Here is a 13860-nt window from a genome sequence, read left to right on the forward strand (position 1 = left end):
CGCGCATCCGGGCGCCGTTTGGCAACACGTTGGAATCACGCACATCATGACGACCGACACCTCCGGCCGCACCGGCAATCCCGCTGCGGCCGCACCCGCCGAGCGCTTTCGCTACGGCTTCCTGAAGGGCAACCCGCAGCTCACGAAGAACGGCGAGCTCAAGCATCTGTTGACGATCGAAGGGCTGCCGCGCGCGATCCTCAACCAGATTCTCGACACCGCCGAGCAGTTCGTCAGCGTGACCGACCGCGAAGTGAAGAAGGTGCCGCTCTTGCGCGGCAAATCGGTGTTCAACCTGTTCTTCGAGAATTCGACGCGCACGCGCACGACGTTCGAGATCGCCGCCAAGCGCCTGTCCGCCGACGTGATCAACCTGAACATCAACGCGTCGTCGACGAGCAAGGGCGAATCGCTGCTCGACACGATCAACAACCTGTCGGCGATGCACGCCGATCTCTTCGTCGTGCGCCATGCGTCGAGCGGCGCGCCGTACCTGATCGCCGAGCACTGCGCGCCGCACGTGCACGTGATCAACGCGGGCGACGGCCGTCATGCGCACCCGACGCAGGGCCTCCTCGACATGTACACGATCCGCCACTACAAGCGCGACTTCACGAAGCTGCGCGTCGCGATCGTCGGCGACATCCTGCATTCGCGCGTCGCGCGCTCGGACATTCACGCGCTGACGACGCTCGGCGTGCCCGAAGTGCGCGCGATCGGCCCGCGCACGCTGCTGCCGGGCGGGCTCGAGCAGATGGGCGTGCGCGTGTTCCACAATCTCGACGAAGGCCTGAAGGACGTCGACGTGATCATCATGCTGCGCCTGCAGAACGAGCGGATGAGCGGCGCGCTCCTGCCGTCCGCGCAGGAATACTTCAAGAGCTGGGGCTTGACGCCCGAGCGCCTCGCGCTCGCCGCGTCCGATGCGATCGTGATGCACCCGGGGCCGATGAACCGCGGCGTCGAGATCGACTCGCAAGTGGCCGACGGCCCGCAATCGGTGATCCTGAACCAGGTGACGTTCGGCATCGCGGTGCGCATGGCCGTGATGGGGATCGTCGCGGGCACGAGCGACTGACGCGGCGCGGCGTCGCGGACGTTTCTCGCCCGCGCGCCGGCTTCGACGAAATCAACGCAATCAACGCAATCAACGCATCAACAGGCAGCGCATGAAGATTCATATCAAAGGCGGCACGCTCGTCGATCCGGCGGCCGGCACGCAGCGGCTGGCCGACGTGTTCGTCTCGGCCGGCAAGGTGGCCGCGATCGGCGCGGCGCCGGCCGATTTCAACGCGGCGAAGACGATCGACGCGACCGGGATGATCGTCGCGCCGGGCTTCGTCGACTTGTCGGCGCGGCTGCGCGAGCCCGGCTACGAGCACAAGGCGACGCTCGAATCCGAGATGGCGGCGGCGGTCGCGGGCGGCGTGACGAGCCTCGTGTGCCCGCCCGACACCGATCCGGTGCTCGACGAGCCGGGCCTCGTCGAGATGCTGAAGTTTCGCGCGCGCAACCTGCATCAGGCGCACGTGTATCCGCTCGGCGCACTGACGGTCGGCCTGAAAGGGCAGGTCATCACCGAGATGGCCGAGCTGACCGAGGCGGGCTGCATCGGCTTCACGCAGGCGAACGTGCCCGTCACCGATACGCAGGTGCTGCTGCGCGCGCTGCAGTACGCGAGCACCTACGGCTATGCGGTGTGGCTGCGGCCCCTCGACGCGTTCCTCGCGAAGGGCGGCGTCGCGGCGAGTGGGCCCGTCGCGTCGCGGCTCGGCCTGTCGGGCGTGCCGGTCGCGGCCGAGACGATCGCGCTGCATACGCTCTTCGAGCTGATGCGCGTGACGGGCGCGCGCGTGCACGTCGCGCGGCTGTCGTCGGCGGCGGGCGTCGCGCTCGTGCGCGCGGCGAAGGCCGAGGGCCTGCCCGTGACCTGCGACGTCGGCGCGAATCACCTGCACCTGATCGACGTCGACATCGGCTACTTCGACGCGCAGTTCCGGCTCGATCCGCCGCTGCGCGCCGAGCGCGACCGCGAAGCGATCCGCGCCGCGCTCGCCGACGGCACGATCGACGCGATCTGCTCGGACCACACGCCCGTCGACGACGACGAGAAGCTGCTGCCGTTCGCCGAGGCGACGCCCGGCGCGACGGGCCTCGAGCTGCTGCTGTCGCTGACCGTGAAGTGGGCGCGGGAAGCGGGCGTGCCGCTGGCGCGCGCGCTCGCGACGATCACCTCGGCGCCCGCCGACGTGCTGAAGCTGCCCGCCGGCCGCCTCGGCGAGGGCGCGCCGGCCGACCTGTGCGTGTTCGATCCGGATGCGCACTGGCGCGTCGAGCCCCGCGTACTGAAGAGCCAGGGCCACAACACGCCGTTCCTCGGCTACGAGCTGCCCGCGCAGGTGTGCGCGACGCTCGTCGCGGGGCAGGTCGCGTTCGAACGCCGCTGACGAGAGCCACATCATGAGACCCCTACGCAAGGCGCGCCTCGTCCTGCATCTGCTGCGCGGGATGGCGCTCGTCGCGCTGCTCTTCGAGCGCGTGACGCCCGAGCGCCGCCAGGACATCACGCGGCGCTGGACGTTGAAGATGCTGCAGCTCTGCGGGATGCGGCTCGTCGTGCACAACGACGCGGCGCGGCTCGATGCGCGCGCGCTCGTCGTCGGCAATCACGTTTCATGGCTCGACATCTACGTGATCAACGCGTGGCGGCCGACGCCGTTCGTGTCGAAGGCCGAGGTGCGCGCATGGCCCGTCGTCGGCTGGCTCGCCGAGCGCCTCGGGACAGTGTTCATCCAGCGCGAGAAGCGCAGCGAGGCGAAGCGGATCATGCACGAGCTGTCCGAGCGTCTCGGCAACGGCGAGCTGATGTGCGTGTTTCCGGAGGGCACGACGTCCGATGGCCTCGGGCTGCTGCCGTTCCATTCGAACCTGTTCCAGGCGGTGGTGTCGGCGGGCTGCTCAGTGCAGCCGATCTGCCTGATGTATGAGGACGCGCACGGCCGGCAGTCGGTCGCGCCCGCGTATGTCGGCGACCTGCCGCTCGGCAAGTCGCTCGATATGGTATTGGCGAACGGGCCGCTCACAGCGCACCTCTACGTAGGCGAGCCGATCGCCGCGACGGGCGACCGGCGCGAGATGGCCGCGCTCGCGCGCGCTGCGGTCGCCGACGCGCTCGCACGGATGCAGCGGGACGTCGAGCGTCCGCTCGACGCCGATCTCGCGCGGCTCGCGGCCGCCGCGTACCCGGCGCCCGCGGAGTCTGCCGGTGAACCCGAGGCCGCAGCCGAGCCCGAAGTCGGCGTCGACGCGATCCCGCGCCGCGAAGGGTAGGCGCGTCGGCGCATCGGCCGGCCGACGCGCGTGCGCCCGCTGCCGTGCGGGGGCGCGCTGCCCGCGTGACCCGGCCCTGGACTATTCGTCCGCCGCTTCGCAGCGCTCGCACGCGACCTGCGTGACCTTGCGCGCGGCCGGGGCGTCGGCGAGTTGCACGGCCGACAGCCGGTTGCCCCACACGCATCCCGAATCCAGCGCGACCAGGTTCTCGCGCAGCATCAGCCCCAACGCGGCCCAATGGCCGAACACGACCGTCACGTCGGCGGTTTTTCGCCCGGGCGCGTCGAACCACGGCAGATAGCCGGGGGGCGCGGACGCCGGGCCGCCGTTCGCCCGAAATTCCATTGCGCCTTCCGGCGTGCAGAAGCGAATGCGCGTGAACGCGTTGAACGCGACCCGCAGCCGGTCCGTCTTCTTCAGATCCGGGCTCCAGCAATTGGGGTCGTTGCCGTACAGGCTGCGCAGCGTGTCGCGCCAGTTCGGCGCGCGCAGCGCGCGCTGCAACTCGTCGGCGAGCTCGAGCGCGAGCGTCGCGTCCCATTGCGGCAGCAGGCCCGCGTGCACCATCAGCATGCCGCGCTCGAAGTGCGCGAACGGCCGGTGGCGCACCCATTCGATCAGATCGTCGGCGTCGGGCGCATCGAGGATCTCGCCGATCGTGTCGCCCGGCTTCAGCGTGCGAATCCCGGCCGCGACCGCAAGCAGATGCAGATCGTGATTGCCGAGCACCGCGACCGCGCGCTCGCCGAGCGCGACGATCTCGCGCAGCGTCGCGAGCGACGCGGGGCCGCGGTTGACGAGGTCGCCCGCAAACCAGAGCGGGGTGTCGGCCGCCGGAGAGAGCTTGCCGAAGAGCTGCAGATACGCGGCGTGGCAGCCTTGGAGGTCGCCGAAAGCGATCGGCGGGCTGCTGGAGAAATTTGTCATTCCTTTGCATTCGTGACGAAACCGGGTTCACGGTATCACAAGAAACCACATCGATCCGAGTGGATCGGCGACGGAGAAAATTTAACCTTGCATCGATCTCTGCGGTAGAAACATTCTCGAAAATGGCAGATCGACAGCAAACTTATCGAGCTGTTTCAAGATGTTAGAGGGATGTTTTTTCACTTCCTTGCCCGTATAATTGCGGCCTTGTGGGGCAGTAGCCGTGCACTGCCGACTTGGGCGCATGGCTCGATCGAGCCACGCGGCCGCAACCGGCGGTGACATTCGAGCGACCAACGGCATTCTCCCGAACATGCCGGCCATGCTGCATCACGCCGGTTGTTTGACCGACTCCCAATTTCAGCAAAGGAATTCCATGATCTTGGTAACGGGCGGCGCCGGTTTCATCGGCGCCAACTTCGTGCTTGACTGGCTGGCTCAATCCGACGAGGCGGTGCTGAACGTCGACAAGCTGACATACGCGGGCAACCTCGGCACGTTGAAGTCGTTGCAGGGGAATCCGAAGCACGTGTTCGCGCGCGTCGACATCTGCGATCGCGCCGTAATCGACGCGCTGTTGGCGCAGCACAAGCCGCGCGCGATCCTGCACCTCGCCGCCGAAAGCCATGTCGACCGGTCGATTCACGGTCCGGCCGATTTCGTGCAGACGAACGTCGTCGGCACCTTCACGCTGCTCGAAGCCGCGCGCCAATACTGGAGCGCGCTCGACGCCGACGCGAAGGCGGCGTTCCGCTTCCTGCACGTGTCGACGGACGAAGTGTTCGGCTCGCTGTCGCCGGCCGATCCGCAGTTCTCCGAAACCACGCCGTACGCGCCGAACAGCCCGTACTCGGCGACGAAGGCGGGCTCCGACCATCTCGTGCGCGCGTATCACCACACGTACGGGCTACCCACGCTCACGACGAACTGCTCGAACAACTACGGCCCGTATCAGTTCCCCGAGAAGCTGATTCCGCTGATGATCGCGAACGCGCTCGGCGGCAAGCAGCTGCCCGTCTACGGCGACGGCCAGAACGTGCGCGACTGGCTGTACGTCGGCGATCACTGCGGCGCGATTCGCGAGGTGCTCGCGCGCGGCGTGCCGGGCGAGACGTACAACGTCGGCGGCTGGAACGAGAAGAAGAACCTCGACGTCGTGCATACGCTGTGCGATCTGCTCGACGAGGCGCGGCCGAAGGCCGCCGGGTCGTACCGCGATCAGATCACGTACGTGACCGATCGCCCCGGCCATGATCGCCGCTACGCGATCGACGCGCGCAAGCTCGAGCGCGAGCTCGCCTGGAAGCCGGCCGAGACGTTCGAGACCGGCTTGAGGAAGACCGTGCGCTGGTATCTCGACAGCCAGGAATGGGTCGACGAGGTGGTGTCGGGCGACTACCGCAAATGGGTCGAAACGAACTACGCGCAACGCGCGTAAAGGTTGAATCGATGGCGCGCAAGGGCATTATTCTCGCCGGCGGTTCCGGCACGCGGCTGTATCCGATCACGCACGCCGTGTCGAAGCAGTTGCTGCCGGTCTACGACAAGCCGATGATCTACTACCCGCTGTCGACGCTGATGGTGGCGGGCATCCGCGACGTGCTGATCATCTCGACGCCGCAGGACACGCCGCGCTTCGAGGCGATGCTGGGCGACGGCAGCCAGTGGGGGATGAACCTCCGCTACGCGGTGCAGCCGTCGCCGGACGGGCTCGCGCAGGCGTTCATCATCGGCCGGGAATTCGTCGGCCGCGATCCGTCGACGCTGATTCTCGGCGACAACATCTTCTACGGCCACGATCTCGCGAAGCAGCTCGAGCGGGCATCGGCGCAGGAAGCGGGCGCGACGGTGTTCGCGTATCACGTGCACGATCCGGAGCGCTACGGCGTCGTCGAGTTCGACCGCGACTTCCGCGCGCTGTCGATCGAGGAGAAGCCCGCGAAGCCGCGTTCGAATTACGCGGTGACGGGGCTGTACTTCTACGACAACCAGGTGTGCGACATCGCGGCGGACATCAAGCCGTCGGCGCGCGGCGAGCTGGAGATCACGGATGTGAATTCCCGCTATCTCACGGCGGGCGCGCTCGACGTCGAGATCATGGGCCGCGGCTACGCGTGGCTCGACACCGGCACGCACGATTCGCTGATCGAGGCGGCGACGTTCATCGCGACGCTGCAGAAGCGCCAGGGGCTCGTCGTCGCGTGCCCGGAGGAGATTGCGTACCGGCGGCAGTGGATCGACGCGGAGCAGGTGCTCAAGCTTGCGCAGCCGCTCGCGAAGAACGGCTACGGACAATATCTGAAACACATTCTCACGGATCAAGTTGCATGGCCATCCAAGTAACGCCGACGGCGCTGCCTGAAGTCAAGATCATCGAGCCGAAGGTGTTCGGCGACGCGCGGGGCTTCTTCTTCGAAAGTTTCAATGCGCGCGAGTTCGCCGAGCAGGTGGAGGCGGGCGTCGAGTTCGTCCAGGACAATCATTCGCGCTCGGCGAAGGGCGTGCTGCGTGGGCTGCATTACCAGATCCGGCATGCGCAGGGCAAGCTCGTGCGCGTCGTCGAGGGCGAAGTGTTCGATGTCGCGGTCGATATCCGCAAGAGCTCGCCGAACTTCGGCAAGTGGGTGGGCGTCGCGCTGTCGGCCGAGAATCACCGGCAGCTTTGGGTGCCGCCCGGCTTCGCGCACGGCTTCGTCGTGCTGTCGGAGTCCGCGCAGTTCCTCTACAAGACGACCGATTACTGGTATCCCGAATTCGAGCGGAGCATCGTGTGGAACGATCCGACGATCGGGATCGAATGGCCGATCGATTTCGAGCCGCTGCTTGCCGTGAAGGATGCGGCGGGCAAGCGTTTTGTCGACGCCGAACATTACGCATGAGGTGGGCATGACGGTACGCGAGCGGGTGATTCTGCTGACGGGAATCAACGGGCAGGTCGGTCACGAACTAGCTCGTAGTTTGCAAGGCCTGGGTCGGGTCGTCGCGTTTGATCGGTGCGAACTCGACTTGTCGGATCTGGACGCGACGCGTCGGGTCGTGAGGGACGTTGCACCTGACTGGATCGTGAATCCGGCGGCTTACACTGCGGTCGACAAGGCGGAAGCAGACGTGGCTGCGGCAATGCGCCTGAATGCAGAGGTCCCCGGCTTGTTGGCCGAGGAAGCGAAGCGTCTCGGTGCCGCGCTCGTCCATTACTCGACCGATTATGTATTCGATGGCACGAAAGTGGGTGCCTACGTCGAGGATGATTGCGTCAATCCGCAGAATGTTTACGGCAAGGGCAAACTGGCCGGCGAGCAGGCCGTCGTGGCTTCCGGCTGTCATCACTTGATTTTCCGCACAAGCTGGGTGTATGGAACCCGAGGTCGGAATTTTCTGCTCACGATGCTGCGACTCGGGGCGGAGCGCGAGGAGTTGAGCGTCGTGGCCGACCAGTTTGGCGCGCCGACATGGTCGCGCACGATCGCGGAGTTGACCGCACATGTGCTCGCACAATCGGTAGTAACAGGTGCCCAGCAAGTCGATTGGTGGAGAGAACGTTCCGGCGTATATCACCTTACGGCGGGAGGCGTGACGTCCTGGCATGCGTTTGCCGAGGCGATCTTCGCATTTTCCGATTTGATGAATAAGCCGGTTGTGCGTGCGATTCTGTCGTCGTCCTACCCAACGCCGGCGGTGCGGCCGCTCAATTCCCAGCTTTCGAATCAAAGACTGGCCGAGACTTTTGGCGTGTCTGCACCAGATTGGCGCGACGCGCTGCGACTATGCCTGGGAACGGATTGAGCGACGCTGTCGGTGATTGTCCGCGTACTGGCGCGGTGATCGTTTTTTTTCATCCCGACGAAGTATGCGTTGCGAGGGCCAATCGTCTTGCTAACGCGATGCATTGTGTGGTCGTCGACAATACGCCCGTCGTCCGGGAGCGCGATGCAATTGGCTTGTCCGAGTCGATCGAGTACGTGGCGAACGGCGAGAATCTGGGCATTGCAGCCGCGCTGAACCGAGGTGTCGACGCACTGATTCGCGGCGGCTTCGAGATAGCCATTCTTTTCGACCAGGACAGCGATCCGCCGATGAACCTGCTCTCGGAGTTGCCGCGCGCCTTGCTGGACACGAATGCCACGGGTCTGCAGGTGGCGCTTGCCGGTCCGGCTTACGAGGATCGCCGGTTGCGCGGCGTCGCGCCGTTCGTTCGCTTCGGGTGGGGCAAGCTCAAGCGTATTCCGCCCGTCGGCGACGTGCCCATTGATGTCGACTTTCTCATCACGTCGGGCTCTTGCATCAATCTTGCTTGCTGGTCGGACATTGGCGTGATGGACGAAGCACTATTCATTGATTTCGTCGATCTCGAATGGTGCGTGCGAGCCAAGCAAAAGGGGTATCGGGTCGTCGGAGTGCCATGGCTTCGGATGACTCATGAACTCGGCGGTGAGCCGGTTCGCGTGCTGGGCCGCGCCTATCCGATGCACGGACCGTTGCGGCACTATTACCAGTTCCGCAACGTGGTCGCATTAGTCAAGCGGGCGTCGATGCCGATGACGTGGAAGACGACGGAACTCGTCAAGTTGCCGGTCCGTCTGCTGGTTTACTGCTTTTTTCCCACCGACCGGAAAGCACACCTGAAGATGGCATGGCGCGGCATTGTTGACGGTTGGCGCGGCCGACTCGGAGCGTACCGCGTCCATTGATTTTCTCGAGAATCGACTGACCGACGCAGTTCAGTCGAACATGCGCACGCGCGGCGGATCGGCGAGCGTGAAGGGTAAAACGTCAGTGCCTAGCGACAGATTCGGGTTGTAGGCAGGATCGCGTTCGAGCGCGGCCCCCCAGCGTTGCTCCATCCAGTCGACTTCCCTTGCAAAGCGTGCGTACTTCTCCGGCGCCATGTCAGAGCCGCGCGTCGCCGATTCGTGGTGATAGAGCTCGGCGTAAGGCGTCCACACGTTTGCGTAACCTGCTTCGCGAACCCGCAAGCAGAAGTCGACATCATTAAATGCGACGGCGAGTTCCTCGTTCATCCCGCCGACTTCGTCGAATACAGACTTTCGAATCACGAGGCAGGCGGCGGTGACCGCAGACAGATTCTGCATCGTCACTGCACGATTGAAATATCCGAGATGCCCACGCCTCAACATGTGATGCATATGACCAGCGATGCCGCCGAGGCCGAGCAGAACACCGCCGTGCTGGAGCACGTCGTTCGGATACCAGAGCGCAGCGCCGACCGCGCCGTTGCCAGGCTGTGACGCGAGGCCCACCATCTCATCAAGCCAATCGGGCGAGATAACCTCGGTATCGTTGTTCAGCAAGCAGAGATAGGCACCGGTCGACACGGCCGCCGCGCGATTGTTCAACGCGGAGAAGTTGAATGGTGAATCGTCGCGCAGAATCCGGACGTTCGGCCGCTGTCCGATTTCGGCGAAGTACGCGAGCGTTTCGTTTTCGAAACTGCCGTTATCGACAACAATGATTTCATAGTTGGGGTAGAGCGTTTTTTGCAGGACGCTGTCAATGCACTGCCGCACGAGGGCGACGCCATCCCGAGTCGGAATGACGATCGAAACTCGTGGCGCTGGGCTTGGAATCGTATAGCGAATACGCAGGATGCCGAGCGAATCGAATGGCTGTTCGACCGTGGCCGCAATGCCGGTCCGCTTCAGATGCTCGTCGACGGCGCGAAGCGCCGCTTGCGCTGCGTAGGGTTTTGCGTCACGGGTCCCGGCGGTACTGCTCGGCGTGATCCGCCAGTGATAGAGCACATGCGGAATATGGACCACCTTGGCGTGCCCGGCGATTTCGACACATCGCCACGCCAGGTCGTAATCCTGGCTGCCCTCGAAGCCCGGGCGAAAGCCGCCTGCGGCTTTGACCAGCGCCGTCTCAATGACGCCGAGGTGAGAGAACATGTTCTGCGTCGCAAACATCGCCGGATTCCAATCGCTCTTGAAGTACGGCATCGTCCGCTTGCCGTCCTCGGTGAGCTTATCCTCGTCGCTATAGAACATGCGTGCGTCGGGGTGGCGATTCATGTATTGGGCGACGACGAACAGCGCATGGGCGGGCAGGATGTCATCGTGATCGAGCAGCGCAATGTACTCGCCTGTCGCAAGCGTCAGCGCACTGTTGCTGGCTTCAGAGATGTGGCCGTTCGTTTCGCGGAACACGGCCTTGATTCGCACATCTTCGGCTTGGTGCTGGCGGATGATCCGACCAGGCGCGTCACTTGTCGACGCGTCGTCGGCAAGGCAAAGTTCCCAGTGCGGATAGATTTGTGTGCGCACCGACCGGATCATCGCGTCCAGCAGCGACGGGTCGCTGTTGTATGTCGGCACGACGATCGAAATCACCGGTTTGCGCTTGAAGGCCTGCATCAGCGTCTGTGCTTCCAGGCGCTGCGCATCACCGAGCGTGTCGTATTTGTCGATCCATGCGTGATAGACAGCTTCGGACGGCGGGGCGTCAGCAAATCCCATGCCGCCGCGCAAACGTCGAAGGCGAGCGAAAAAGCCATCAAGGCCTTCGCGGCGAAGCGCTTTGCCGTAGTACATGAACGCGCCCACATAATTGCCCTGAACGTTTGCTTGCCGCTGAATTGTCTCGCTGACGATGCGCACGATTCGCGCGACGGCCGCGATTTGCCTCAATGGTGCTGTGATGCGCCAGGATACGGATTGGCGCAGCGCAGCCAATTCGCGTTCCAATTGCTCGCGTTTGCTTTCTGCCGACAGATGGCGCACGAGGTCCGCGCGAAGGGTGACGAGTTCGTGCTCGAGTTCGGCGATGCGTTGAATTGCATTGCTTCGTTCAGGCTCGTGCTCAGCGCCCGCACGCGTATCGCTATGAGTTGGCGCGGTGGCCTGGAGATTGGAAGGTTGGCCGGATGTCATGTATGTTGGGCTGCATACGCAAGTCGAGTTGGACGGAGCGCTTCGCGGCCGCGCCGCTCAAATTTCCCCAGCGGACTCACGAACGTAGAGATCGATGCGGCTCATCGGTACGCCGATGAGGCCGGTCGCCACGCGGGACGCTTCGGACTTCACGATCAAAGCGTCGTGAATGCAATCGGCGACCTCGATTGGCCCGTTTTTGCAGGTCGTGCAGAAAACGGAGAATGCGTATTCGCCAGGAGGCAGAATCGGCATGTCGAACCGAAACTCGGCCATGATCGCGGGGCTCGCGTGTGCGCCAGCCTCGTCCGCAACCTGTGCGAACGAAGTGTCGTCGCCGAAAAGCGGTTCGCCGAGCCTATCCTTGACAAAAAACGCAATGGTGGGCGTTGAGCCGCAGTTGGGGCGTCGTACGAGGATACGAAGCACGACGTGCTCGCTGCCCATTACCCACGTGATAGGCGAGCCGTTTTCGTTGGTCAGGTGTGCCGATTCGATAAGCTCGCGAGTGCGGTGGATGGGAAGCGTATGCGGATCGATGCACATCCCTGTGTTTTGCGGGACAGGGACTGTTTGGCGCAACGGAAAAAGCAGCCGTTGATCCGCCGTCGCGATGTCCGAGACGCGCTCGGCCTGATCAACCGACGCCTTCGCGCTCACTTTCTCGTCATGCTGCCATGTGACGCCTTCGCCTTGCTGCTGCTTGTAGAACGCCTCGAAGTAGTGAGTGCATACTGCCTTGGCGCTACCCGATTCAAGTATCTGACCGCGATCGAGCCAAATGACGCGGTCGCACAACCCGCGGATCGCGGACGCGTCGTGACTCACGAAGAGTACCGTTCCGGTTTGCTGGAAACGCCGCAGAAAGCGCATGCACTTCTGGGTGAAGAAGGCATCGCCGACCGCCAACGCTTCGTCGACGACGAGAATGTCGGCATCGACGTGCGCTATCACCGCGAACGCGAGGCGCACGAACATGCCGCTCGAATAAATCTTGACCGGTTGATCGATGAAGTGTCCGATGTCGGCGAACGCGATGATGTCTTCGACGCGGGCGTCGATCTGCTCACGCGTTAACCCGTGAAGCTGGCCGTTGATGTAGATATTCTCGCGGCCAGTATATTCGGCGTCGAAGCCGGAGCCGAGTTCCAGCAACGCGGCAATGCGGCCATTCGTGCGCACGTCGCCTGTCGTTGGCGCGAGCGTTCCGCACACGATCTGTAGCAGAGTACTCTTGCCGGAGCCGTTGCGTCCGATGATCCCAACCGTTTCGCCACGGGCGATCTCGAAGTCGACGTCCTTGAGTGCCCAGAACATGCGAACGCAAGATCGTGCGTGCTTGAGCAGCCTGCGCCTTAGCGTGGCTAGCGGCGCGATGCCGCCCAGCAATCCGTAGACGCTTCGCTTCAGGCGATCGGCCGGCTTGCTGTACGACTCGAAACCCTTGCTCAGCGAAGTAGCGCGGATTACGACTTCAGATGACATCTGCAAAGCCCCTGCGGGTTTTTTGGAACCAGGCAAATCCGATCCAGGCGATGATTGCCGCCATCACCGAATAAGAAATCCAGTGATTCCAGTCGATCATGCGGCCCCAGACGAGCACATCGCGACTTTGCTCGATCGGGAACGTCATGGGATTAAAATAGACGAATCCTCGAAACCGCTCCGGCAGAGAGGAAACCGGAAAGAAAACCGGTGACAGGAACATCAGCGCCGTGATGGCGATGCCGACCGTTTGGCCGATGTCGCGCAAATAGACCCCCGTCGCGGCAAGCATCCAGCTCACGCCCATGATGAAGACGCAAAGGGGGGCGAGGACGATTGGAAACAGCAAGGCGGTTGTGGGTACGGTGCCAACGATGAACCATTCGGCAACGAGGAGAATGAGCACGCTGACGCAGAGGTGGAACAAAGCTGACAGTAGAGTCACACATGGCAGGACTTCGAGCGGAAACACGATCTTCTTGACGAAGTTCGTATTCGACAGAATCTGCGACGGCGCACGGTTGATGCATTCCGAGAACAGGTTGAACATGATCATGCCGGCGAATAGTACGACTGCGAACTCGCCTTTCGATGCGCTGTGCGCGGAATCGCTCCAGCGCGACTTGAAGACCTCGCTGAACACGAATGTATAGACGCTTAGCATCATGATCGGCGTGAGCAACGACCAGAGTATGCCGAGGAACGATCCTTTGTAGCGTCCGACGGCGTCGCGTCGTGCAAGATCGAGCATCAGACGCCGGTTCTTCACCAGCGATGCGGCGAGGTATCGCGGCGAAACGCTAAAGCTTTGCATAGATTCGATTGGCTATCTCAGGGGAAATGACAAAGGATGTCTGGCATTTAAACGATCGGCGCGACGGCTGGTCGCAACTTCGCGGGCATGGAGCAAGGGCGCCGGCATCTGTGTTGACTATCTCGAGGCGGCGTTGCGGGGCAAGGGCTCACTCGGCACGCGCAATTATCTCACACTGGATTTGCAGTTGATCGGGCGGGGCTTCGGCACCGTTTGTGTCGAAGTGTAAATGCTGAAATCGGTTGCGCATGCCGGAGGGGCCGGATTGTGCACCGACGTGGCAATGTCACAGTCGCAATAGCCCGTGGGATTTGGATGCCCGGCGCGTAGCCGCGAGCAGCGAACGAGGCCTACGCAGAATTTCCCATATTGTGAAATGGAGAAACGAGGTAGAATCACGGCCTATTTGCCATC

General features: G+C 63.4%; 12 protein-coding genes. 8 read left to right on the forward strand and 4 right to left on the reverse strand.

What is annotated here, in order from left to right; all coding sequences use genetic code 11:
• The first annotated feature begins 46 nt into the window (after positions 1 to 46).
• From AQ610_RS04440 to AQ610_RS04450, 3 genes are all read left to right on the forward strand, one after another.
• On the forward strand, positions 47 to 1078 hold the full coding sequence (locus tag AQ610_RS04440; protein ID WP_006025498.1) for an aspartate carbamoyltransferase catalytic subunit: 1032 nt from the start codon (positions 47 to 49) through the stop codon (positions 1076 to 1078).
• Positions 1079 to 1169: 91 nt separating this feature from the next.
• Positions 1170 to 2447, forward strand: coding sequence for a dihydroorotase (locus AQ610_RS04445; protein WP_006025499.1), 1278 nt, complete (start codon positions 1170 to 1172; stop codon positions 2445 to 2447).
• A 13-nt stretch (positions 2448 to 2460) separates the two neighbouring features.
• Positions 2461 to 3330, forward strand: a complete 870-nt coding sequence (locus AQ610_RS04450) for a lysophospholipid acyltransferase family protein (RefSeq protein WP_006025500.1) — start codon at positions 2461 to 2463, stop codon at positions 3328 to 3330.
• Positions 3331 to 3411: 81 nt separating this feature from the next.
• On the opposite strand, the gene AQ610_RS04455 is transcribed toward AQ610_RS04450, so the two are convergent.
• Positions 3412 to 4260 carry a symmetrical bis(5'-nucleosyl)-tetraphosphatase gene (locus tag AQ610_RS04455; protein ID WP_006025501.1) on the reverse strand — a complete coding sequence of 283 codons (849 nt, stop codon included), beginning with the start codon at positions 4258 to 4260 and terminating at the stop codon, positions 3412 to 3414.
• A gap of 376 nt (positions 4261 to 4636) precedes the next feature.
• Between AQ610_RS04455 and rfbB the strand changes: the two genes are divergently transcribed.
• From rfbB to AQ610_RS04480, 5 genes are read left to right on the forward strand one after another with little or no spacing between them, the layout of a single operon-like run.
• Complete coding sequence (gene rfbB / locus AQ610_RS04460; RefSeq protein ID WP_006025502.1) at positions 4637 to 5698, forward strand: dTDP-glucose 4,6-dehydratase; 1062 nt, start codon at positions 4637 to 4639, stop codon at positions 5696 to 5698.
• A gap of 11 nt (positions 5699 to 5709) precedes the next feature.
• Complete coding sequence (gene rfbA / locus AQ610_RS04465; protein ID WP_006025503.1) at positions 5710 to 6603, forward strand: glucose-1-phosphate thymidylyltransferase RfbA; 894 nt, start codon at positions 5710 to 5712, stop codon at positions 6601 to 6603.
• A complete protein-coding gene (gene rfbC, locus AQ610_RS04470) occupies positions 6588 to 7139 on the forward strand; it encodes a dTDP-4-dehydrorhamnose 3,5-epimerase (protein ID WP_006025504.1) in 552 nt (183 codons plus the stop codon). Before rfbA ends, rfbC begins: the two co-directional genes overlap by 16 nt.
• Before the next feature lie 7 nt (positions 7140 to 7146).
• Complete coding sequence (rfbD, locus tag AQ610_RS04475; protein WP_006025505.1) at positions 7147 to 8043, forward strand: dTDP-4-dehydrorhamnose reductase; 897 nt, start codon at positions 7147 to 7149, stop codon at positions 8041 to 8043.
• On the forward strand, positions 8025 to 8948 hold the full coding sequence (locus AQ610_RS04480) for a glycosyltransferase family 2 protein (protein WP_043282321.1): 924 nt from the start codon (positions 8025 to 8027) through the stop codon (positions 8946 to 8948). The genes rfbD and AQ610_RS04480 overlap by 19 nt, the downstream gene beginning before the upstream one ends.
• Before the next feature lie 30 nt (positions 8949 to 8978).
• Here AQ610_RS04480 and AQ610_RS04485 read toward each other — a convergent pair whose 3' ends face one another.
• The 3 genes from AQ610_RS04485 to AQ610_RS04495 all read right to left on the reverse strand — a co-directional run bounded on the left by AQ610_RS04485 (position 8979) and on the right by AQ610_RS04495 (position 13446).
• Positions 8979 to 10904 carry a glycosyltransferase family 2 protein gene (locus AQ610_RS04485; protein WP_006025507.1) on the reverse strand — a complete coding sequence of 642 codons (1926 nt, stop codon included), beginning with the start codon at positions 10902 to 10904 and terminating at the stop codon, positions 8979 to 8981.
• A gap of 300 nt (positions 10905 to 11204) precedes the next feature.
• A complete protein-coding gene (locus AQ610_RS04490) occupies positions 11205 to 12632 on the reverse strand; it encodes an ABC transporter ATP-binding protein (RefSeq protein ID WP_043282324.1) in 1428 nt (475 codons plus the stop codon).
• On the reverse strand, positions 12622 to 13446 hold the full coding sequence (locus AQ610_RS04495; RefSeq protein WP_006025509.1) for an ABC transporter permease: 825 nt from the start codon (positions 13444 to 13446) through the stop codon (positions 12622 to 12624). The genes AQ610_RS04490 and AQ610_RS04495 overlap by 11 nt, the downstream gene beginning before the upstream one ends.
• Positions 13447 to 13860 lie beyond the last annotated feature (414 nt).

This window comes from Burkholderia humptydooensis (assembly GCF_001513745.1).
In the GTDB taxonomy this organism is placed as follows: Bacteria; Pseudomonadota; Gammaproteobacteria; order Burkholderiales; family Burkholderiaceae; genus Burkholderia; species Burkholderia humptydooensis.